The 20,143-nt window shown below is 66.8% G+C and carries 18 protein-coding genes; 8 read left to right on the forward strand and 10 right to left on the reverse strand.

The features are described from left to right. Window positions 1-136: 136 nt before the first annotated feature. From BWQ92_RS11155 to BWQ92_RS23970, 3 genes are all read right to left on the reverse strand, one after another. Entirely contained in the window at window positions 137-1,789 is a 1,653-nt protein-coding gene (locus BWQ92_RS11155) for an MDR family MFS transporter (RefSeq protein ID WP_076799574.1), read from the reverse strand. Between the two features lie 109 nt (window positions 1,790-1,898). Then, window positions 1,899-2,387, reverse strand: a complete 489-nt coding sequence (gene rraA / locus BWQ92_RS11160) for a ribonuclease E activity regulator RraA (protein WP_076799575.1) — start codon at window positions 2,385-2,387, stop codon at window positions 1,899-1,901. Window positions 2,388-2,427: 40 nt separating this feature from the next. Further along, window positions 2,428-3,561, reverse strand: a complete 1,134-nt coding sequence (locus BWQ92_RS23970; protein ID WP_076799576.1) for a thermonuclease family protein — start codon at window positions 3,559-3,561, stop codon at window positions 2,428-2,430. A gap of 159 nt (window positions 3,562-3,720) precedes the next feature. Here BWQ92_RS23970 and BWQ92_RS11170 point away from each other — a divergent pair, with 159 nt between their 5' ends. The 6 genes from BWQ92_RS11170 (at window position 3,721) to BWQ92_RS11195 (ending at window position 9,284) form a co-directional block, all read left to right on the forward strand. Beyond that, on the forward strand, window positions 3,721-5,022 hold the full coding sequence (locus BWQ92_RS11170) for an MFS transporter (RefSeq protein WP_076799577.1): 1,302 nt from the start codon (window positions 3,721-3,723) through the stop codon (window positions 5,020-5,022). A 128-nt stretch (window positions 5,023-5,150) separates the two neighbouring features. Further along, window positions 5,151-5,726: a TetR/AcrR family transcriptional regulator gene (locus BWQ92_RS11175; protein WP_236783178.1), complete on the forward strand. Its 576-nt coding sequence runs from the start codon at window positions 5,151-5,153 to the stop codon at window positions 5,724-5,726. 290 nt (window positions 5,727-6,016) lie between these two features. Beyond that, the gene (locus BWQ92_RS11180; RefSeq protein ID WP_076799578.1) at window positions 6,017-7,228 is read left to right on the forward strand and encodes an NAD(P)-dependent malic enzyme; all 1,212 of its coding nucleotides are present in this window, start codon (window positions 6,017-6,019) and stop codon (window positions 7,226-7,228) included. A gap of 137 nt (window positions 7,229-7,365) precedes the next feature. Next, entirely contained in the window at window positions 7,366-7,869 is a 504-nt protein-coding gene (locus BWQ92_RS11185) for a DUF456 domain-containing protein (protein ID WP_076799579.1), read from the forward strand. 26 nt (window positions 7,870-7,895) lie between these two features. After that, entirely contained in the window at window positions 7,896-8,858 is a 963-nt protein-coding gene (locus tag BWQ92_RS11190; RefSeq protein ID WP_076799580.1) for a tetratricopeptide repeat protein, read from the forward strand. Between the two features lie 66 nt (window positions 8,859-8,924). Continuing rightward, window positions 8,925-9,284 carry a nuclear transport factor 2 family protein gene (locus BWQ92_RS11195; RefSeq protein ID WP_076799581.1) on the forward strand — a complete coding sequence of 120 codons (360 nt, stop codon included), beginning with the start codon at window positions 8,925-8,927 and terminating at the stop codon, window positions 9,282-9,284. A gap of 51 nt (window positions 9,285-9,335) precedes the next feature. On the opposite strand, the gene BWQ92_RS11200 is transcribed toward BWQ92_RS11195, so the two are convergent. Beyond that, window positions 9,336-9,980, reverse strand: coding sequence for a LysE family translocator (locus BWQ92_RS11200; protein WP_076799582.1), 645 nt, complete (start codon window positions 9,978-9,980; stop codon window positions 9,336-9,338). Window positions 9,981-10,084: 104 nt separating this feature from the next. Here BWQ92_RS11200 and BWQ92_RS11205 point away from each other — a divergent pair, with 104 nt between their 5' ends. Continuing rightward, on the forward strand, window positions 10,085-10,540 hold the full coding sequence (locus BWQ92_RS11205) for an Lrp/AsnC family transcriptional regulator (RefSeq protein WP_076799583.1): 456 nt from the start codon (window positions 10,085-10,087) through the stop codon (window positions 10,538-10,540). A 95-nt stretch (window positions 10,541-10,635) separates the two neighbouring features. Here BWQ92_RS11205 and BWQ92_RS11210 read toward each other — a convergent pair whose 3' ends face one another. Both BWQ92_RS11210 and BWQ92_RS11215 read right to left on the reverse strand, forming a co-directional pair. Next, entirely contained in the window at window positions 10,636-13,350 is a 2,715-nt protein-coding gene (locus tag BWQ92_RS11210; RefSeq protein WP_076799584.1) for an FG-GAP repeat domain-containing protein, read from the reverse strand. Window positions 13,351-13,535: 185 nt separating this feature from the next. Beyond that, a complete protein-coding gene (locus BWQ92_RS11215; RefSeq protein WP_172411669.1) occupies window positions 13,536-13,994 on the reverse strand; it encodes an Lrp/AsnC family transcriptional regulator in 459 nt (152 codons plus the stop codon). Window positions 13,995-14,364: 370 nt separating this feature from the next. Here BWQ92_RS11215 and gluQRS point away from each other — a divergent pair, with 370 nt between their 5' ends. Then, on the forward strand, window positions 14,365-15,246 hold the full coding sequence (gene gluQRS, locus BWQ92_RS11220) for a tRNA glutamyl-Q(34) synthetase GluQRS (RefSeq protein ID WP_076799586.1): 882 nt from the start codon (window positions 14,365-14,367) through the stop codon (window positions 15,244-15,246). A 39-nt stretch (window positions 15,247-15,285) separates the two neighbouring features. On the opposite strand, the gene BWQ92_RS11225 is transcribed toward gluQRS, so the two are convergent. The 4 genes from BWQ92_RS11225 to BWQ92_RS11240 all read right to left on the reverse strand — a co-directional run bounded on the left by BWQ92_RS11225 (window position 15,286) and on the right by BWQ92_RS11240 (window position 20,077). Continuing rightward, on the reverse strand, window positions 15,286-16,536 hold the full coding sequence (locus BWQ92_RS11225) for a low temperature requirement protein A (protein WP_076799587.1): 1,251 nt from the start codon (window positions 16,534-16,536) through the stop codon (window positions 15,286-15,288). A gap of 114 nt (window positions 16,537-16,650) precedes the next feature. After that, window positions 16,651-17,976 carry an ATP-binding protein gene (locus BWQ92_RS11230; protein ID WP_076799588.1) on the reverse strand — a complete coding sequence of 442 codons (1,326 nt, stop codon included), beginning with the start codon at window positions 17,974-17,976 and terminating at the stop codon, window positions 16,651-16,653. Window positions 17,977-18,100: 124 nt separating this feature from the next. Then, window positions 18,101-18,625: a universal stress protein gene (locus tag BWQ92_RS11235; RefSeq protein WP_076799589.1), complete on the reverse strand. Its 525-nt coding sequence runs from the start codon at window positions 18,623-18,625 to the stop codon at window positions 18,101-18,103. 81 nt (window positions 18,626-18,706) lie between these two features. After that, window positions 18,707-20,077 carry an MBL fold metallo-hydrolase gene (locus BWQ92_RS11240; protein ID WP_076799590.1) on the reverse strand — a complete coding sequence of 457 codons (1,371 nt, stop codon included), beginning with the start codon at window positions 20,075-20,077 and terminating at the stop codon, window positions 18,707-18,709. Window positions 20,078-20,143 lie beyond the last annotated feature (66 nt).

A 20,143-nucleotide genomic window follows, 5' to 3' on the forward strand; every position in this document is an offset into this window, starting at 1 on the left:
AAGACGACGACGGCGGGCGGTCCCGCCGTCGTCGTCCGTTTGGTGCGGTTTAAGGCGGATTCCCGCGGAATAAGGAAACGGCAGGCACCCGGGAAGGTGCCTGCCGTAACGTAATGCGGAAGTAGACCGGGAGCGCCTAGTGGGCGGCCGCGGGCTCCTGGGCCACTGCCTTGGGGTCGGTCAGTTTCTTGTTCGGCAGCGCGAAGCTGATGAGGAAGGCGACGCCGGTGAGGATGGCGGCGGTGAGCATGACGGCGTCGATCGACTGGGCAAAGCCCTCGGTGATGGGCCGGGTGAGCACCGGGTTGGCGGAGTGCAGCCAGCTGGTGTCATTGAGGGAGTCGTTGCTGGCACCGTTCCTGAAGAACTCGTACAGCTTGGCGTTGGCGGGGTCGGCGGCAACGGCGGGGTCCTGGAGGACCTTGAGGTAGGCCGCGTTCTGCATGGCGTCCTTCATGGCGTTGGCGATCCTGTCGGCGGCCAGGCTGAACAGCATGGAGATGAACACCGCCGTGCCCACGGCGCCGCCCATCGAGCGGAAGAACGCGGCGGTGGAGGTGCCCACACCCATGTCCTTCGCGGGCACCGAGACCTGCATTGCGAGGGTGAGCGGCTGCATGCAGAAGCCCAGGCCCAGGCCGAAGAAGACGGCGATCAGTCCTGGGACCCATAGGTCGGTGTCGGCGCCGAGCGAGAGCCCCATGACGACGGCGGCGGCGGTCAGGATGGCGGTGCCCGCGATCGGGAAGATCCGGAAGGTGCCCGACGCCGAGATGGTGCGTCCGGCGGTGATGGAGCCGGTCAGGATGCCGATGGTGAAGGTGATCATCATCAGTCCGGCTTCGGTGGGTGTGAGGCCCTTGACCAGCTGCAGGTACATGGGCAGCATCGCGATGGCGCCGAACATGCCGATGCCGATGATGAAGTTCAGCAGCGAGGACAGCCCGAAGGTGATGTTGCGGAAGAGGCGCAGCGGGATCAGCGCGTAGTCCCCGGCGCGCCGTTCGGCCAGCAGGAATGCAATGATGCCGGCCACGCCCAGGCCGTAGCAGGTGAGGGAGCTGGCCGACGTCCAGCCCCAGCTGCGGCCCTGTTCGGCGACGAGCAGCAGCGGCACGATGGCCAGGGTGATGGCGGCGGCGCCCCAGTAGTCGATCCGCTGCTTGAAGTGCCTGGCGGGCAGGTGGAGGTAGAGGAACACGACAACCAGGGCGGCCAGGCCGATGGGCAGGTTGATGAAGAAGACCCAGCGCCAGCCGTCGAAGCCCAGGATGTTCTGGGAACCGGCGAAAGCGCCGCCCACCACGGGGCCCAGCACCGAGGAGATGCCGAAGACGGACATGAAGTAGCCCTGGAACTTCGCCCGGTCCTTGAGCGGGACGATGTCGCCGATGATGGTCAGCGCCAGGGCCAGCAGGCCGCCGGCGCCCATGCCCTGGATGCCGCGGGCGATGGCCAGCTCGGTCATCGAGTGCACCGAGCCGGCATACAGCGAGCCGGCCAGGAAGATGACGATCGCCGCGAGGTAGAGCGGGCGGCGGCCGAAGATATCGCTGAGCTTGCCGTACAGCGGTGTGGTGACCGTGGACGTGATGAGGTACGCGGTGGTGGCCCACGCCTGCAGGGACAGCCCGTCCAGGTCGTTGGCAATGGTGTAGATCGACGTGGACACGATGGTCTGGTCCAGCGAGGACAGGAACATGCCGAGCATCAGCCCCACCATGACGGTGATGGTCTGCCGCTGTGTCAGGGTCTCTCCGGGTGCGGGTCCTGCGGTGGTTTTGGACATGGCTGCTCCAGGGTCAAGAGAAAGGGGATCGCATTTGATAGTTGCTTTCAGTAACTATGTTACTTGCAACTTTGTTCCCCGGAGCAACCAAATTTTTCCGGACCCTTCCTCAGCGCTCGACGAGGATGCCGTCCGGGTCGCACCAGATCGTGGCGCCGGCGCGGATCGTCACGCCGTCGATCAGCACGTCCACGTCGGTCTCGCCCGCCCCCGCCTTGGCGCTCTTGCGCGGATTGCTGCCCAGGGCCTTGACGCCGAGGGGGAGTTCGGCGATCGCCTCACGGTCGCGGATGGCGCCGTTAATGACGACGCCGGCCCACCCGTTTGCCACGGCGCTCGCCGCGATCAGGTCCCCCATCAGTGCGGTCCGCAGGGAGCCGCCGCCGTCGACGACGAGCACGGCGCCGTTGCCGGGTGTGGCCAGAATGCTTTTGACGAGGGCGTTGTCCTCCAGGCAGCGCACCGTCCGGACGGGGCCGCTGAAATGCGTGTGGCCCCCCAGGGACTGGAACTGCAGGGAGATGGAGTTGAGTTCCTCGCCGCGCTCGTCGTAGAGGTCGGCGGTGTTGACGGCGGCATTGGCAGGCGAAGCGGTCATTGGTTCTCCTCAGCGAATATCGGTGGGCTGGTATGCCTAATTATCCGCACGGCCTCCACGTCTTGCCTCCCGGCGCATAGCATCGCGGGCCGGTATAACCGGCGTACGGGTCGGTGACGGGTGCCGGAGCAGCGGGCGGTGCGTATGCCGGCGGAGTGTAGGCAGGTGGAGCAGGCGGAACATAGACTGGAGGGAGGTTTCTGATGCGTTCTGCCTCGGCGGCGGCGGCCGCTTCGGCATCTGCCTTGGCCTTGGCCGCCGCTGCAGCCTCAGCCGCGGCCTTTGCCGCCGCCGCCTTGGCTGCGGCTTCAGCTTTCACCTTGGCGGCCTTCGCTGCTGCTGCGGCATCAGCAATGCTTTTCTTCTTACTCTTGATTGCTGCCTGGCGCGCTTTCGCCGCTGAAGCAGCGGAGTTCAGTCGTGAGACGAGCGCAGTCAGCCTGGATGGCTCGTACGCGGCCCAATGGACTTTGTTTTTAGCTGCTGCGGCTGTCTTGAGTGCAGCAATTGTCGCAAGAGCAGTTACAAGGCCCGCATTGGATTTATCGAGTGCTGACGTCGATTCCGATACGGGGAGGGAAGTGATGGTTTCCACCGCCGCCACTGCTTTCTCAACCTGCTGAGCGGGCAGGCAGGCGAGATCTGTGGAGTTTAGTCCGACGGCGCGCGTATGGGCCTCTTCAAAGGCATCCACAACCGCCGGATAGAACTTGCGATTCGGCTCTATGAGCACGGGAACGCCCAAGCCTTGGCGTGCGACTTCGGCATTGATCAAAGTTCCTTTTGAATCGAAAACGCCGGCGAGTGTCCGTCCGTACTTGTCGGTTGGCTCTTCGTCGAGCTCCAGTCTGACCGACGAGCCGACTGGAAGGAGTTGTTCCAGAGCGGCCGTAGCTTCGGGTCCCAAGCACTCCACCGGCGCGTTCGGGTCCTTGGTTTCCGGTGTATCTACGTTGAGCAGGCGAATAGTCTTCTCCCCTGCAGCGGTCGTTGCTACAAATGTGTCTCCGTCGATGACACGAATGACTTTAGCCTCGCTGGCTGCGTTGTTCGGGCTAGCGTTGGAGGCCGGCTGGGAGTTATTGCCTGTGCATGCCGTGAGCGTCAGCGCCGCTATGGCCGTAACAGAGGCGGATTTGAGCAGGACGCGATGTCCTGCGTTTTGTGATGTCAATGTGCATTCCCCCATGGAATGAGCGATGTGTGTTCTGCCGGAAATACCCCCGTGGCAAGAGGCTGGCAGAAGGGCATTCTATTGCCGCAATGAACGAACTTTTAATCGTGCCGGCGATAGTCTGATTCCATCATCATGACGTTCCAAGGGGAGACCGCAATGAGCCTGTCCGACATACCCGGTGCGGTACCCGACCCCGGCCTGGTGGGCACCCGGCGCTCCGCCGCGCTCGCTGAACCGACGGAACGCGTCAGGCCGCTCTGGGTCACGGGCGTGGTGCTGGTCAACCTCGGCATCAACGCGGCATTTTTCGGCCCCATCCAGGTGCTCCTCGGACAGCAGGCGGAACATTTCGACCCCGGGCAGAAGGAAGCCATCCTCGCCCTGGTCACCGGTGCCGGCGCAGCGGTGTCGCTGGTGGCGAATCCGCTGTTTGGCGCCTTCAGCGACCGCACTACGTCCCGGTTCGGCCGTCGGGTGCCGTGGGTGCTGGCGGGCGCCGTTCTGGGTGCCGCGGCGCTGGTGGGCCTGGCGGGCGCGCCGAACGTGGCGGCGATGACGCTGCTGTGGTGCCTGGTCCAGGCAGGCTGCAACGGTGCCTATGCCGCGATCACCGCGGCCGTTCCTGACCGCGTCCCCGTCCCGCAGCGCGCGACTGTGGGTGGGCTGGCGGCGATGGGGCAGACGGCCGGGATCCTGGCCGGTGCGGTGATTGCCGCCGTCGTGAGCGGAAACTTCGTGCTGGGCTACATCATCTGTGCGACGGCACTCGTGGCTGGCGTCGTGATGTACCTGGTCAAGAGCGACGACGACCCCCTCCCGGCAGGGGCTGCCCAGCCAATGAACTGGGCGGGCTTCCTGCTCGGGTTCATCAGGCCGCTGCGGCACCCGGACTTCGCCTGGGCCTGGATCACCCGGCTGCTGGTCAACATCGGCAACCACATGGTCACCCTGTACCTGCTGTTTTTCCTGGCGGACGCCGTGCACCTGAAGGAGACCACCGGCCTCGAGCCTGCCTTCGGCGTGCTGGTGCTGACCGGGCTGTACGCCGTGTTCGTGATCATCACCAGCGTAATAGGCGGCAGGCTCAGCGACAGGATGGGCAAGCGCAAGCCGCTGGTCATCGCCTCGTCCGTAATCATTGCGCTGGCATCACTGATCCTGGCCTTCGCCCCCACCTGGACGGGCGGCATCATCGGTGCCAGCGTTCTGGGGATCGGGTTCGGCGCGTACCTCGCCGTGGACTTTGCACTGATCACCCAGGTGCTTCCCAACGCAGCCGACCGCGGCAAGGACCTGGGCGTCATCAACATCGCCAACTCCCTGCCGCAGGTCATCGCCCCGGCGCTGGCGTGGCCCTTCGTCACGCTGTGGGGCGGCTACGTGTCCCTCTATGTAGCCGCGGCCGTCATCGGCCTGCTGGGCGCGGTGTTCGTGGTGAAGATCAAGGGCGTTGACTAGCTTCCGCTCCCAGGAAACCCGAAGAGTGGGTGCCGTATAGTGGAAGGCGAATTGCGGCAGGACCGGGAATGGGGCTCTTCCTGACTGCACCAGGAATCCCAACCTCCGGACTGATGATGCTTGACTCTATGCCTGATCTTCCGCCCATGGCCGCCCCGCCCTCCCTTCCCCGGCAGCTGCGCCGCTACAACCGGATCCTGGAGGTTGCCGCCGGCTTCGCGCGGAAGGGCCTCAAGTCCGTAACCCTCTCCGAGGTGGCTGCGCAGGCCAACGTTCCGCTCGGCACCCTGTACCGCTACTTTCCCTCCGCCACGCACCTGATGCTGGCCCTTTACCGGCACCAGCTCGGTGAGCTGAAGACGGGGACCGGGGCCGTCCGCATCCATGCACTCTCCGGCGTTGCCATGGAAATCTTCCACATGCGCGTCATGCAGCCTGCCGTTGAGCAGTGCCTCAGCCAGGGCGTGTACATCAAGGACCGGGACACCACCGGCCTGCTGCGCGAGATCGACTCCCTGGCGGAACGCGCCGTCACGGCGGTCTGCGGGGACGCGGCTGTGGCCCGGGTCCTGCTGCTGACGGTCGCCGGTCTAGTCCAGTCGGTCCGCTGCCGCCGACTTTCCCTGTTTGAAGCCGAGGAGGACCTCAAGAAGGCCTGCTCGCTGCTGATGCCCACGCCCCGGCTGGCACGGAACACCGCGTAACTGGTCTAGACCGGGCGGTCTTAAAAGCCGCAAGAAACGGTGACATAAGCCACAGCCGGACCGAAAATCAGCCGTTTTCGGGCCAGGCCCGTCCCAACTGGCGTCCAGTGGGCCTTTGTCCTGTCTAATATGGCACTACCGGAGTGGCCAGTACCCCGCACCTCCCCAGGCTTTCCGGCGGAACCCGCACCCTTGGGCCGCCAGCAAAGCGCGTACCTGACCATCTTGAGCCCCGAATGCTCGAGCCATAATGTGCCGTGCGCCCACGGCTAGCCACAGGAGACAACGACGTGTCCACTGAAACCATTGCTCCGATTGACACCAGTGCAGCCGCAGAGCTGACTGACCAGGAAATTTTCGCTGCCCACGAGGGCGGCAAGCTTTCCATCGCCAGCACCGTTCCCCTCAGCAACAAGCGCGACCTTTCCATCGCCTACACGCCGGGCGTTGCCCAGGTCAGCCGCGCCATCCACGCCGACCCGGAGCTTGCCAAGAGCCACACCTGGGCCCAGCGCCTCGTGGCCGTCGTCAGCGACGGCACGGCCGTCCTTGGCCTGGGAAACATCGGCGCCAGCGCCTCGCTGCCCGTCATGGAGGGCAAGTCCGCCCTGTTCAAGGCCTTCGGCGAGCTGGACTCCATCCCGCTGGTCCTGAACACCACCGACGTGGACGAGATCGTGGAGACCCTCGTCCGGCTGCGCCCCAGCTTCGGCGCCGTCAACCTCGAGGACATCGCCGCCCCGCGCTGCTTCGAGCTGGAAGAGAAGCTCATCGAGGCCCTGGACTGCCCCGTCATGCACGATGACCAGCACGGCACCGCCGTCGTGGTCCTCGCCGCGCTCACCGGAGCCGCCAAGGTCACCGGCCGCGGGCTCGAGGAGCTCCGAGTCGTGATCTCCGGCGCCGGCGCCGCAGGCATCGCCATCGCCGAAATCCTGCTCACGGCGGGCATCGAGGACGTGGTCCTGCTGGATTCGCGCGGCGTGATCAACTCCGGGCGCGCCGACATCGCCGCCGACCCCGCCAGCAAGAAGGCCCAGATGGCGCAGCGCAGCAATCCGCGCGGCATCTCCGGCGGTCCGGGTGAGGCGCTGCTGGGCGCAGACGTCTTCGTCGGCGTCTCCTCCTCCAAGCTGGACGAGGAGCACCTGAAGCTGATGAACCACAGCTCCATCGTGTTCGCACTGTCCAACCCGGACCCGGAAGTCCTGCCCGAGGTCGCGTCCAAATACGCCGCGGTAGTGGCCACCGGCCGCAGCGACTTCCCGAACCAGATCAACAACGTCCTGGCGTTCCCCGGCATCTTCCGCGGCGCGCTCGACGCCGGTGCGCGCCGCATCACCCCCGAGATGAAGGTTGCCGCAGCCCGCGCCATCGCCGAACTGGCCGATGACAAGCTGTCCGCGTCCTACATCGTGCCCAGCCCGCTGGACCCCCGCGTGGCGCCCGCTGTCACGGCCGCGGTCGCCGCGGCCGCCGAAGCCGAAGCCGAAGCCAACTAAGGCTGCAGCCACCTAAAGGGCGGCGGCTGCAGCGGCTGCCGGGAACGGGCTGACTGACGTCCGACGGCGGTGCCTCCCCTGCGCGGGAGGCACCGCCGTCGTCGTTCCTGGCAAACTCCGTTCCCTAGACTGGGGGCATGAATGCCCAAACCCTTGTGACCGTCCTGTGCGGCCTGGCCATCTTGGTTGGCGTTGCCGGCACTGTTATCCCGGTGCTGCCGGGCAGCTTCCTGATCGGCCTGGGCCTGCTGGCGTGGGCAATCTGGGGCGGTGAGGGCGTGACCGGCTGGGTGGTCTTCGCCGTGGGCATGGTGTTCGTGCTGGCAGGCATGGCGGCCAGTGCTGTCCTCGCCGGCCGCAAACTGAAGGAGCACCGGATTCCCAGCCGGAGCGTCGCGGTGGGGGTTGTGCTGGGCATTGCGGGCATGTTCGTCATTCCCGTCGTGGGGCTGTTCGTGGGCTTCGCTGCCGGTCTGCTGCTCAGCGAAGTCCTGCGTACGCGCCATTTCCGGGCAGCGCTGACCTCCAGCTGGGCGGCCCTGAAGGCGACCGGACTGGGAATGCTCGCGGAGTTTGGCCTGGCCTGCCTCGCCGCCAGCACCTGGCTGGTGGGCGTGTGGGTGGGCGCCGCTTCGGCCTAGTTCCCGCTCGCTATTAGCATGGAGGAATGAGCGCGGGGCAGTTTCCAGGACCGATCTACCGCGACACGCGTGACCTCACGCCATTCGGCGGGGGCAAGGTCCGCACCCCGGTGCGCGAACTGGCCGAGGGCATGGGCGGACTCATCCACGGCATGCTCGGCGGCGGGGACGGGCGGATCAGCGTGGACGGCAGCGTCCCGCGGCTCAAGCTGCTGCCCGGAAAAGCGGCCAGGACCGTGTACGACGCCATCTTCTTCAACACCGACCCCAACCGGCTCATCGCGGCCGGCCGTGCTTATCCCGGCTGGGCCGGGCTCTGCTGCGTGATGGCCGGCCTCCTCGCGTACAGGCAGGGCGGCTACCTGCGTGCCGCCGAGCTGCTGCAGCGGGGGCTTTCCATCAGGAACGACGACGAGGCCAACCAGTTTGCCGCCAGTTACCTTACGCGGGTGGTCACCCGGGTGGAGGTGGCCGAACGCATCGTGGTGCCGGTGCTGTTCAGCGAGGAGTCGGTGTTCCTCGCACTCTCGCATTCCCTCCGGGAAACGGGGCAGACCGAGGCGGCCCTTGAAACGCTGGTCCGGCTACCGCCATCGTTGCCCACCGCGCTGGCGAGGTGTGCACTCGCCGCCGACCTCGGCCGGGACCAGGAAGTGGTCGTCTGGACCGAGGGGCTGATGAACGCCGACGATCTCTCCGCGGCGCTGCTCCTGGTGCGCGCGCGTTCCCTGCGCCGGCTCGGCGCCCATGCCCAGGCCCAGCAGGCTCTGAAGGAAGTTCTGCGCCGGCAGAAGACCAGCATGTCCCTGCGCAACGACGCCCTGACGGACCGGGCCCTGATGCTGCTGGACAACGGACGGAAGTCCCTCAACCCGCGGGAATGGCAGCGCGGCCGGCAGGCCGAGCTCGAAACCTTTGAAGTCATCCGCAAGGACATCGAGGCGCGCCGGGCCTGGGAACAGAAGTGGAAGCAGTTCGGCGGCGACTGAGGCCGTTCGCGTTGCCGGCAACGGCAGCCTCTTGTGGGCGACAGGGGGCCGCGCTACAACGGAGCCATGACTGACGCAATCAGGCAGTGGATGGAAAAGTACATCGCGGCGTGGGAAACGAATGACCCGGAGGACATCCGCGCCCTCTTCACCGAGGAGGCCGTCTACGCCACCCGGCCCTATGACCCCGACCCGTGGCGTGGCCGGGAACAGATCGTGGAACGCTGGATCGGCTCGGCGGACGAGCCCGAAGACTGGAGGTTCGAGTGGTCCCTGCTGGGCTCCGACGGGGACCTCGCGTTTGTGCAGGGCCGCACCACGTACCTTGATGACCGGCCCAACTACGAGAACCTGTGGGTCATCCGGCTCGATCCGGACGGGCGGGCGTCCAGCTTCACCGAGTGGTTCATGGAGCAAAAAGTCTGACCCGGCTTCCGGGCGGGCCGGCTTAGCCCGCGGCTTACGCGAGCCGCAGGCTTAGCCGAACCGCAGGGCCGGAAGCAGCTGTTCGGACAGCAGCGCGGCGCCAAGGACCACCATGATGATCCCGCTGGCCAGCGTGACGCTGCGGGCCGCGTTCGGCCGGGACTGCAGGAGCTTCCGCGAGAGCAGCGCCACGCACGTGTATACGAGGGCCGCAAGCAGCACGAACGTCAGGCCCAGCAGGCCGGACTGCACCGGCACCGGCAATGGCGCATCAGCGCTGACGAACTGCGGCACGAGGGCCAGGAAGAACAGCAGCCCCTTGGGGTTGATGCCGCTGGTGCCCATCCCCTGCAGGAAGGAGCGGAGCTGGTTCTGCCCCGGATTTCCGACGGCGGCCGCTGAGCTGAAGCTCGCACCGCGCCACGACCGGATGGTGACGGTTCCCAGCCACAGCAGGTAGAGCGCGCCGGCCACGGTGATCCAGCCCAGCAGGCCCGGCACGCTTGCCAGGACTGCGGCCAGCCCCACGACCATGAGGAGCGTGTGCAGCACGTATCCGCTGCACAGCCCGGCCACCGCGGGCACAAAACTCCGGCGGCCGAGGCCGGCCGTGATGGAGTAGGCCCAGTCCACTCCCGGGGTGCAGGCCAGAGCGACCGCGACCACGATGAAGGCGAGGAAGAGCTGGGGATTCATGGCGGGCTCCTGCGTGTTTGGCGGTATGAAAAGCCTAGGCAAAACCGCGCCAGATGTGCTTTCAAATTTCGCGCGGATCGCTGCTGCAGGAGTAAGATTTTTGCGTGATCGACCACATCGATAGAAGTATTTTGCGGCACCTCAAGGAGGACGGCAGAATTACTGCCACGGCGCTGGCCTCGAAGGTGGGGCTGACCGTGGCCCCTTGCCACCGCCGGCTCCGCGACCTCGAGCAGTCCGGCGTGATCCGCGGCTATAAGGCGGACATTGACCCGGCCGCCGTCGGGCTTGGCTTTGAGGCGATTGTGTTCGTGACCCTCCGGCAGGTGGACCGCCCCACCATGGAAATCTTCGAGAACAGGGTGGCGGAGAACCCGAACGTCGTGGAGGCGCAGCGGCTGTTCGGTTCCCCGGATTACCTGCTGAAGGTGATCGCTGCGGACCTGCCCTCCTACCAGCGCTTCTACGACAGCGAACTGACGGTCCTGCCCGGGGTGGAACGGCTGACCTCAACACTCGTGATGAAGAACCTGAAATCCAACGCAGGGCCGCCGGTGTAGCCGGCCTGCCGACAGACCGAAAGAACACTTGGGGCCCCTGATCCGTGTGGATCAGGGGCCCCAAGTGTTCGCTCGCGCTGGACTGTCTCCCCTGCTCAGCGGGGGTTCAGCACGACGTTCTGGAAGGCGCCCTTCCCGGTGCCGGTGTGGAGCCAGAGGGCTCCGTCGGCCGACACGGAAACGACGTTCGGGTTGCCCGTTCCGGCGAAGCGGCCCACGCTGGCCAGGGACTTGTAGGCGTTCCAGCCGGTGCCCAGCTGGCTGCTGGCGAGGAAGCCGGACGCGCCGTTCCCGGGGTAGAGCCAGAGCGTGCCGTCAGTCTTAGCGGCCATCAGGTCAGCCTTCCCGTCACCGCTGAAGTCATTGGCCGCGATGACCTGGCTGAAGCCTGCCCAGCCGGAGCCGATCTGCTTCGGGGCAAGGAAACTGCCAGTCCCGTTGCCGGGGTACAGCAACAGCTTGCCGTCGGTGGTCTGTCCGATGACGTCCGTCTTCCCGTCGCCGGAGAAATCGCCGGGGGCGAGGAACCGGGCGAAGACCTGCCAGCCCAAGCCAACCTTCTTAGGGGTCTGGAAGACGCCCGTTCCGGTCGTGGGGTAGAGCCACAGCGAGCCGTCGGGCTTCCTGGCCAGGAGGTCGGGACCGCCGGCGCCGTTGAAGTTTCCGGCGGACACCACCTGGTCGAAGACCTGCCAGCCGGTGCCGATCTGCCGGGATGCGCGGAACCCGCCCGAGCCGTTGCCGGGGTAGAGCCGCAGGGCGCCCTGGGTGGTCCGGGCCAGGATGTCGGGTTTGCCGTCGCCGTCGAAATCGCCGGCTTCCCAGACCTGGCTGAAGCCGCCCCAGCCGCTGCCGATCTTCAGCTTGGTCGCGAAACCGCCGCTGCCGTTGCCCGCGTAGGCGGTGATGGCGCCGGTGGTGCTGGCAGACAGGACGTCCGTGAGCCCGTCAGAGGTGAAGTCCTGGCCGGCGATCAGCTGGGTGCTGCCCCAGCCTGTGGCCAGGGTCCGGCGGGCCAGGAAGCCGCCGGTGCCGTTGCCCGGGTACAGGTAGACCGTCCCGGTGCTGGAGCGGGCGAGCAGGCCGGGACCCGTGGCGAGTCCTCCCGCCGCGGTGACGGCGGTGAAGCCGTTCCATCCGGAGCCGATCTGCGTGACAGCCAGGAACCCTCCGGTGCCGTTGCCGGGGTACAGCCACAGCGTTCCGTCGGTGCGCATGGCCAGCAGGTCGGCACGCTTGTCGCCGGTGAAATCACCGGGGGCGATGATGCGGAGGAAGCCCTCCCAGCCGGACCCGATCTGCTTGCGGGCCAGGAAACCGCCGGTGCCACTACCGGGGTACAGCCACAGATCTCCGTTGGATGTCCGGGCAATGAGGTCCGTTTTCCCGTCGCCGTTGAAGTCACCGTTGCCGAAGACGGTGTTGAAGCTGTTCCAGCCCGTGCCGATCTTCACGGCCGTTCCGAGCTTGTTGCCGCCCAGGCCGGGGAGCAGCAGGAGCGAACCGTCCGCTTCGCGGGAGATCAGGTCCGGTCGTCCGTCGCCGTTGAAGTCGCCGGCGGAGAACTGGATCTTGGTGTACCGGGCAGGGTCGGCGTCGATGGTCACAGTGGCCGACGTGGCCGTGACGGAGTTGACCGTGACCCGGGTACCCGCGTGCGTTCTGAACGTGCTCCCGGCCTGCCAGGTGTGGTTGGTGGCGTAGGACGCGCTGAACGGAATGGTGGACGGCATCAGCACCAGGGAGGACGCGGCTGTGGCGCCGCCGCGCTGGACCACCTTCACGCCGCGGTTGCCGGAGGGCCCGCTGGCCAGGTAGGCGTCGTAGCCGGCAGGCTGCCGGAGCTCCAGGTAGTAGACCTCCCTGCTGACCGGGTCGGTGAACTTCACTGCCCGGTAGGCCTGCTTCGTGTCGCCCCAGGGCTTCAGTGTGTAACTCTTCACGCCTGAGGCCACGCCGAGGTCGCGGATGTCGGTGGCAGCGCCCAGGCCCTTGGCGTCCCAGAAGGGCGCGCTGATCACCGGCATGCTCGAGCTGGAAAGCCCCATCACGTCCGTGCTGTCCCCGTATTCCCGGATGTAGCAGGAGGAGTCGGTGAACTGTCCGGTGCTCGTCACGCCCACGTCGGAAACACCGCTGGCGCACTGCAGGGCGTCCGCGTGCATGGATCCCAGCACGTGTCCGAACTCGTGAGCCATCACGCTGTTGGTGACGCCGCTGATCTGCGGCATCAGCACGCGGCCGCTGTTGCCGGAGCTACTGAAGCCGAAGCCCCAAGCACCACCGGCGAGCGTGGTCGTCGGGACAAAAACCACCAGGGCCTTGTTGGTGGCGTAGGCCCACTTCAGCTCGGCGGTGATCTTGTCCATCATGTCGTAGTAGGAGTCCGTCGACCTGGCCGTCTTGGAGGCATGCGTTGTCCGCTCGGTCACGGTCATGGAGATGCGGCCGCCGGACATCGCCTTCCAGTAATTGCTGGAAGCCGCCACCGCCGCTTCGGCCTGGGTCATTGAAACCACGCCTTTGTTGTCCACCAGGGTGGCGACGACGAGCTTGACCGAGAGAGGAGCCGTCGCTGTCCCGCCCGCCTCGGCCTGCAGGGCCAGTCCTTCCGGCGGACCATCCGTGGGTACACCCATTGCGGATTCGTAGACGTGGTGCTCGTGCTCCGAAGTGGACTCGACCGGCAGGGACGTGCCGCTTCCGGAAGGGTCTGTGGCCGCGGTAGCGGCGGCGGGCAGCGAGACGAGGCCCGCGGCGAGAACCAGCAAACCGGTGACCGACGCGATTGAACGGGAAAAAGAGCGCATTGAGTTCCTAATTGAGACCGACCCCCCGGCGGAGACCCTGAGTGAACAATGCATCCCCCGCTTGCCCAGCGCTGCGGCGGATGCGGAATCAGGCTACCGTAGCCATCGCAGGACAGCCGCCGGAATATCCGCAGTTTTCCCCAATGATTAGCGCAATATCGGCGCGCCGCCCCTGACGGATGGAATCAGTGTTCTAGGAGACCGGTGGTCCGGTAGGGAATCACCTCACGCAGGAACATGCTGGTGGATGTCCGCACGATTCCCGGGCAGAGCCGGATCTCCTCGGAAACCCGGTACAGGTCATCGGGACTCGTGGCCACCACCCGGATCAGCAGGTCTGTATCGCCGGCAGGGGCGTGGCATTCCAGCACCTCGGGGATTTCACGCAGCGCGGCGATGGCCTCGTTGAGATGGCTCTGGTCCAGTTCGGCGCTGACCGCAGCAGCAACACCCCGGCCCAGGGCTGCAGGCAGCACCCGGCTGCTGTTGGGCCGGAGGGCGCCCGACGCCGTCATCCGCTCCAGGCGCGACTGTACAGTTCCACGGGCCAGGCCCAGCCGCTGCGACAGGACCATGATGGGCAGCCGGGGATCCTCGTCCAGGGCGGCAAGGATTCGCCTGTCAATGGCGTCGAGCTGCTGCAATCTGATCACTTCCTGTCCGCTTCCGGGCGCACGACTGGTCAGATTGACCACTGCGACCCGTGCCTGTTGCGCCTACTGTAGGGCTTCTGCTCAGATAGTGGCAACGCAGGCGGTGGTTACCCCCACAGCCGGCAGGCTACAGGTTCCCGGCACACCACCCGGATCCCTGGACCACGCTTCCCGCAAGGACGCCGCCGCTGATTGACACTTGTTCACGCATTCGTCTTTCCGCAAGAAGTGCCTCGCTTCCCTGACGGAGTTCCGTCCGGGACAGGCACGGCAAGAGCCCCTGAGCCACCGATTCCCGGCCAACGCCCGGAGCGCGCGGTAGCTGAGGGGCTCTTGTGGTGTTCGGCATAGGGTGGAGGACATGAGTCATGCAGGCCGTTTCGCCCCCAGCCCGTCCGGTGAGCTGCATGTGGGAAACCTCCGGACGGCCATCCTCGCCTGGCTCTTTGCCCGCTCCACCGGCCGGCGGTTTCTGCTGCGCGTCGAGGACCTCGACCGGGCACGGGCAGGGGCCGAGGCCGTGCAGCTGCGCGACTTGGCCGCCGTCGGAGTGACCTGGGACGGCCCGGTGGTGCGCCAGACAGACCGCGAGCCGCTGTACACGGCCGCCATCGGACAGTTGGCGGCGGGCGGCCTGACCTACGAATGCTTCTGCACCCGCCGTGAAATCCAGGAGGCGCCCTCCGCCCCGCATGCACCGCAGGGCGCGTACCCCGGAACCTGCCGGGAACTGTCGGCGGCGGAGCTTGAGTTCAAGCGCTCCACCCGGCCGGCGGCGATCCGGCTGCGTTCCTCCGTCTCCGAATGGACAGTGGAGGATGCGCTGCACGGGACGTTCACCGGGATGGTGGATGACTTTGTGCTACGCAGGAATGACGGCGTGACCGCATACAACCTTGCCGTGGTGGTGGATGATGCCGAGCAGGGCATAGACCAGGTGGTCCGGGGCGACGACCTCCTGCCCTCAACGCCCAGGCAGGCATATTTGGCCTTCCTGCTGAATATGCCCGTTCCGGAATACGCGCACGTGCCGCTGGTAGTGAATGCCGACGGCGCGCGGCTGGCCAAACGGGACGGCGCAGTCACCCTCGCTGACCTCGCCGCCGTCGGAATCCCCGCGGAAGCCTTACGCCGCACCATCCTGGAGTCGCTGGGCCTGCCGGGCGCATCACTTGAGGAGGCCCTGCGGGAGTTCAAGCCTGCCGCGCTGCCGCGTGAACCGTGGGTGTGGACCGGTTTGTAGTGGCGGGTCCGCTGCCGGGCCTGTCCAGACCCGTGGGCTTCAGGCGGTCTTGCGCCGGTGCTCCATCTTCTCCAGCGCGGCGTGCAGCAGGTCCGTACTCCGGCGTTCATCGATGACGATCGAGGCGCCGAGCGCAGCCACGATGATCAGCAGGCAGACGGGAACGGAAACGCCCGCGGCCGCCAGTGCCACGCTTCCTGCGAGCACAAGCAAAACGCCCGTGGTCACGGCGATGAGGGTGCGGTCGACGCACGTCATCACGCTGAAGAGGGCTGTCAGCGAGACTTTGAACAGTGCAACGGGAATGGCGATGGTGGCGACTGCCGCGGCCGCGCTGATGTGCGCGGCATGGTCGATGTAATACGCCGCGACGTGCAGGCCTGCCCCGGTGGCGGCAATGGCGGCGAAGATCGGAATGTGGCCGTAGCCGAAGAAGTACGAGCGGTGGCGCTGCAGGTGCAGGGCCCGGCCGGCAGGCAGGATGAAGTAGATCCACCACATGCCAAAGGCGAGGGCCGTGCCGCCGACACCTACCAGGGCCGCATCAACAGACCAGCCGTGGTTGGACACGATGGCCCGGAGAGTGGCGACTGCGCCAATCAGGCACTCACCGAGGGCAATGATGGCCAGCAGGCCGTAGCGTTCGGCAATGTGGTGGGCATGCCAGGGAGTTCTTGCGTTCCGCTCGGCCCAGTACGGGGTGCCCAGTTCCAGGACATACAGCGGTGCGATCATCAGGAAGGTGGTCAGCACGTCGGCCTGGATGAACAGCACCGCGACCCACCCCAGCTGGACCACTGCCAGGTAGCGGGCGTAGCGCAGGCACGTCGTCCGCCGGGCCGGGTCCTGCCTGGCGGCGCGCAGCCACTGGGAGATCAGTGCCAGCCGCATGATGATGTAGCCGCCCACAATGATGGTGTTGTCCACGTACTTCCCCTCAACGAGGGAGTGGAACATGGGTTCGATCCCCATGGTCAGGACCAGGACGCCCAGCAGCTGGACCATGGTGACCACCCGGAACACCCAGTCGTCAGTGTCGTACGCGCTGGCGAACCACGTGAAGTTGATCCAGGCCCAGATCACCGCAAACATCGCAAAGGAAAAGCCGAGCAGGCCGACGCCGAAGCGAGCCTCCGCAATCTCATGCGCAAACTGGTTGCCAGCCACGCCGAAGGCGATTACGAAGGTCAGGTCGAAGAAGAGTTCCAGGGGGGTGGCTGTCCGGTGAGGCTGGTGCGGGTCGCGGCCGCCCATGCGGGCCACCGCGTGCCGGAGGGGATTAGAGGGCATGGATCAAAGGTATCGCGGGTTCCCCACCCTGCAACGCGGAGTCATTTAGCGCCCAATCCGGGCCCTGAATTGGGCCGTATCTGACTCCGCGTTGCTTTGGAAGACGCGGGCAGCCTAGACCCGGCCCAGGGCGTCGATGTCCTCCAGGAACTCCTGGTGCACCTCTTCGCTGACGGTGGTGCGCGTGTCCGCGATGGCATCGAGGTAGTCCTCGGTGGTAGGACCCTTCCGGACCGCCTCGCGGACGGAAACGCCGCCCCCGGAAGCCAGCCCGCCGTCGCCGCCATTGCCGTAGACGGATTTCTCCAGCGCCCGCTGGGAGGCACTGCGTGCCGCAAACTCAATATCCGCAGGGGAGAAGCCCTTGGTGCGGTCCACGAGCTGCTCCACGTCCACGTCGTCCACCACGGCGGCGGGGATGAAGCGCTGCCACATGGCTTCGCGGGCCTGCGGGTCGGGCAGGCCGATGGGGATCACGTAGTCGAACCGCCCGTGCCGCAGGAAGGCGGAGTCGAGCGCGCGGATGAAGTTGGTGGCGCACACCAGCAGGCGGCCCGGCTGCTCGCGGAAGGCCGGGATGATCTTGAGCAGTTCGTTGGTGACGCCCTGCAGCGGCGAGGGCGGGTCGCCGGCGCGCTGGGACGCGATCTCCTCCACCTCGTCGATGAACACCACCGCGTGCTCGAGTTCCGAGATCTCCAGGAAGGTCTCCCGCAGCGCGCCGGCCAGGCCCTTGGGGTCCGAGGCCAGCCGGGACGGAAAGACCTCCACGAACGGCCACTCCAGCCGGGAGGCGATGGCCTTGGCGAACGTGGTCTTGCCCGTGCCCGGCGGCCCGAACAGCACCACGGCCCGCGGCGGCACCACACCGAATTCGTCGGCGAGGTCGGCCTCGGCCAGCGGCAGGACCAGGCGGCGCTCCAGCAGCTCCTTCTCACGGCGCATGCCGGCCACGTTCTCCCACAGGTTCCGGGCGAGGATGCGGCCGCCCAGCTGGCCCAGGGGCTCGAGTTCCTGGCGCTGCACGGGGATGGTGCGCTCGAAATAGCGCAGGTTCTTCTTGAGCACGAAGCCGCGGCTCAGGAAGGCCTCCACCCTGGTCTCCAGCTCGGGCATCAGGGCGGAAAGCTTGTTCAGCCCGTGCGGGGCCATCCGGTTTTCGACGGCGGCCAGCAGCGAGGTGCCGATGCCCCGGCCGCGGAACTCGGGCAGCGTGGCCAGGAAGACGATCCAGCCCTGGTCATGCGCGGCACGGCCGACGGCGGCGCCCACCACCTGCTCGCCCTGCACCGCGACCACGGCGTGGTCCTTTTCGCAGGAGGCCAGCACCTCCGAGAGCGCATACACAGGCTCGACGTTGGTGGCCTTCAGCGACTCCCAGAGGTGCAGGATGCCGTCCAGGTCCGCGGAGTGGAAGTCCCGGATCCGCCAGTTGGTCATGAGGTATCTCCCGTGGTTCGACGTTGAGCCATTTTTGAGCTGCCTGGTTTTCGGGCTGCTCAGCCGAGCATAGGCGATGGCACGCCGGCACGGGGTTGCAGGTGCGTTGCGTTACGGGGACGCGTCAGCGTGTGGCCGCGTCTGTTGTTGTGCCGTGCGCCATGCCTTTATTGGCATCCTTGGAGGCGGCGCCCCTGCGGAAATGGTGGGTACGGTGGTGGTCATCCTTGGTGTGCACCACCAGGACCGGGCACTCGGCATGTGCCACGCAGGCGGTGCTTACCGAGCCCAGATGCAGCCCCATGAACCCGCCATGGCCGCGGCGCCCCACCACCAGCATCGCCGCGCCGGCCGCCGCCTCCACCAGAGTCGCCGGGGCCGGGCCGCGCACCAGTTCACTGGTCAGCGTTTCAGGGACATCCGGCCCGTACGCCTTCTCGAGGGACTCGGCAAGGACCTTGGCCGCCGAGGCCTCGAACGCCTCGAAATCCGGCGGGATGTACCCGGCATACATTTCCGGGAAGTGCCAGCAGGCCACGGCATGGACATGGGCGCCCAGGCCGGGTGCCAGCCGGGCCGCCAGACGGAGGGCCTCCACCGAGGAGTCCGAACCGTCCACGCCAACAACCACTTTGCCTTCAGCATCCATCGTTGTTCTCCTTTGCAACATCGACTTTGCAACACTGGACTTTGCAATCTGGGCCGGACGCCCCGGTTACGGATAGCGCGGTTACCTCCGCTGCAGCGGCTGCATCTGCAATGCGACGCCGGCGGCCGCGGCGTCCCGGAACAGGGCATCGATCTGCACCACGTCCCGGCCTGCCCGCTGCAGCAGGCTGGCCGCCACGCCGGCACGGTAGCCGCTGGCGCAGTGCACCCAAAGGCGGCCATCGGGCAGGTCGCCAAGGCGGTCCAGCAGTTCGTGCAGCGGGACGTTTATGGCACCGGCGAGGTGGGACTTGGTGAACTCGTCTTCACGTCGGACGTCAAGGATGATGTCGCCGTCGGGCTTTTCATGGACGACGGCGGGCCAGCCGGCCCGGGGATAGGAGGCAACCGGAGCGCGCGGGGCGAGCTCGCGGGGTTCTGTTCCCACCGCGGCATCAGGACGGTCGATGCCGATGCGGGAAAGGTCCCGCACTGCGTTTTGCAGGTCTTCGCGGTCACCAACGAGCGTCAGCTTCTCGCCCCACGGCAGGACCCAGCCTAGGTAGGAGCTGAAGCTCCCGCCCGAGCCGTACTCGAAGCTGACGGTGCCCTGCAGGTGGTTGCTGGCGAACAGCATGCGGTGGCGCAGGTCAACCACCCACTCGCCCCTGGCCAGCCGGTCCGTCAGTTCCTCGGCGCCGAGTGACTCCGGCAGGCTGAGGTCAGCCGGCTCGGGGCCGGTCATGTTGATGGGGGCCATGTGCGCGTAATAGGACGGGTAGGCGGACAGATTGGCCATGAGCTCCGCCGCGAAGTGCTCCGGATCGGGGTCCGTCAGTGCGTGGTTGGCTGTCCGCTGCTCCGCGATGGTTGAGGCATCCGCGCGGGCGGCCGGCCCGATCGAACAGAACGAGCCGAACCCGTGGGTGGGGTAGAGTGCGGCATCGGGGCCGGCTTCTTCCGCGAGCCGGTGCACGGAAGCGTACTGGTCCCGTGTCAGGCCGGGGGTGTCTCCGGGGCCGAGGAGATCGGTGCGCCCCACGGAACCGAAGAGCAGGCTCCCGCCGGAGAACACTGCACGGGCACGTCCATCCGTGACGATGTAGGACAGGTGCGTGTGGGTGTGTCCCGGAGTTGCCACGGCCCGGAGCGTGAGCCCGCCGATCTGCACTTCCTGCCCGTCCGCCACGGGTTCCCGTTCATAGCCCACCGGATCAGCGGCGTTCACCAGATACTTGGCGCCGTGGGCGCGCGCGAGGATCAGGCCGCCGGTGAGGTAGTCGTTGTGGACGTGGGTTTCGGCCACGTGGGTGATCTGCACCCCGGCCTTCCGTGCGGCCTCCTCGATGCGGTCCGTGTCCCGCTGGGCATCAACCACCAGCCCCACGCGGCCGTCGTGGACCAGGTAGCTGCGGTCCCCTAGCTGCGGGGTTTCGATGACGACGACGTCCATTGATCCGGCCCTTCGATGCACCGGAGCGGCACCGCCCACCGCGGGCCACACCCCGGATGCCTCAAT

It is taken from the genome of Arthrobacter sp. QXT-31 (assembly GCF_001969265.1).
Classification (GTDB): Bacteria; Actinomycetota; Actinomycetes; order Actinomycetales; family Micrococcaceae; genus Arthrobacter.

Bases quoted from the DNA above. Each gene is read 5' to 3' on its own strand.
- BWQ92_RS11225 (WP_076799587.1), bottom strand. From the start codon at position 16,536: ATGCCCTCTAATCCCCTCCGGCACGCGGTGGCCCGCATGGGCGGCCGC.
- BWQ92_RS11230 (WP_076799588.1), bottom strand. From the start codon at position 17,976: ATGACCAACTGGCGGATCCGGGACTTCCACTCCGCGGACCTGGACGGC.
- BWQ92_RS11210 (WP_076799584.1), bottom strand. From the start codon at position 13,350: ATGCGCTCTTTTTCCCGTTCAATCGCGTCGGTCACCGGTTTGCTGGTT.
- BWQ92_RS11170 (WP_076799577.1), top strand. From the start codon at position 3,721: ATGAGCCTGTCCGACATACCCGGTGCGGTACCCGACCCCGGCCTGGTG.
- BWQ92_RS11185 (WP_076799579.1), top strand. From the start codon at position 7,366: ATGAATGCCCAAACCCTTGTGACCGTCCTGTGCGGCCTGGCCATCTTG.
- BWQ92_RS11240 (WP_076799590.1), bottom strand. From the start codon at position 20,077: ATGGACGTCGTCGTCATCGAAACCCCGCAGCTAGGGGACCGCAGCTAC.
- gluQRS (WP_076799586.1), top strand. From the start codon at position 14,365: ATGAGTCATGCAGGCCGTTTCGCCCCCAGCCCGTCCGGTGAGCTGCAT.
- BWQ92_RS11235 (WP_076799589.1), bottom strand. From the start codon at position 18,625: ATGGATGCTGAAGGCAAAGTGGTTGTTGGCGTGGACGGTTCGGACTCC.
- rraA (WP_076799575.1), bottom strand. From the start codon at position 2,387: ATGACCGCTTCGCCTGCCAATGCCGCCGTCAACACCGCCGACCTCTAC.
- BWQ92_RS11155 (WP_076799574.1), bottom strand. From the start codon at position 1,789: ATGTCCAAAACCACCGCAGGACCCGCACCCGGAGAGACCCTGACACAG.
- BWQ92_RS11175 (WP_236783178.1), top strand. From the start codon at position 5,151: ATGCCTGATCTTCCGCCCATGGCCGCCCCGCCCTCCCTTCCCCGGCAG.
- BWQ92_RS11200 (WP_076799582.1), bottom strand. From the start codon at position 9,980: ATGAATCCCCAGCTCTTCCTCGCCTTCATCGTGGTCGCGGTCGCTCTG.
- BWQ92_RS11195 (WP_076799581.1), top strand. From the start codon at position 8,925: ATGACTGACGCAATCAGGCAGTGGATGGAAAAGTACATCGCGGCGTGG.
- BWQ92_RS11190 (WP_076799580.1), top strand. From the start codon at position 7,896: ATGAGCGCGGGGCAGTTTCCAGGACCGATCTACCGCGACACGCGTGAC.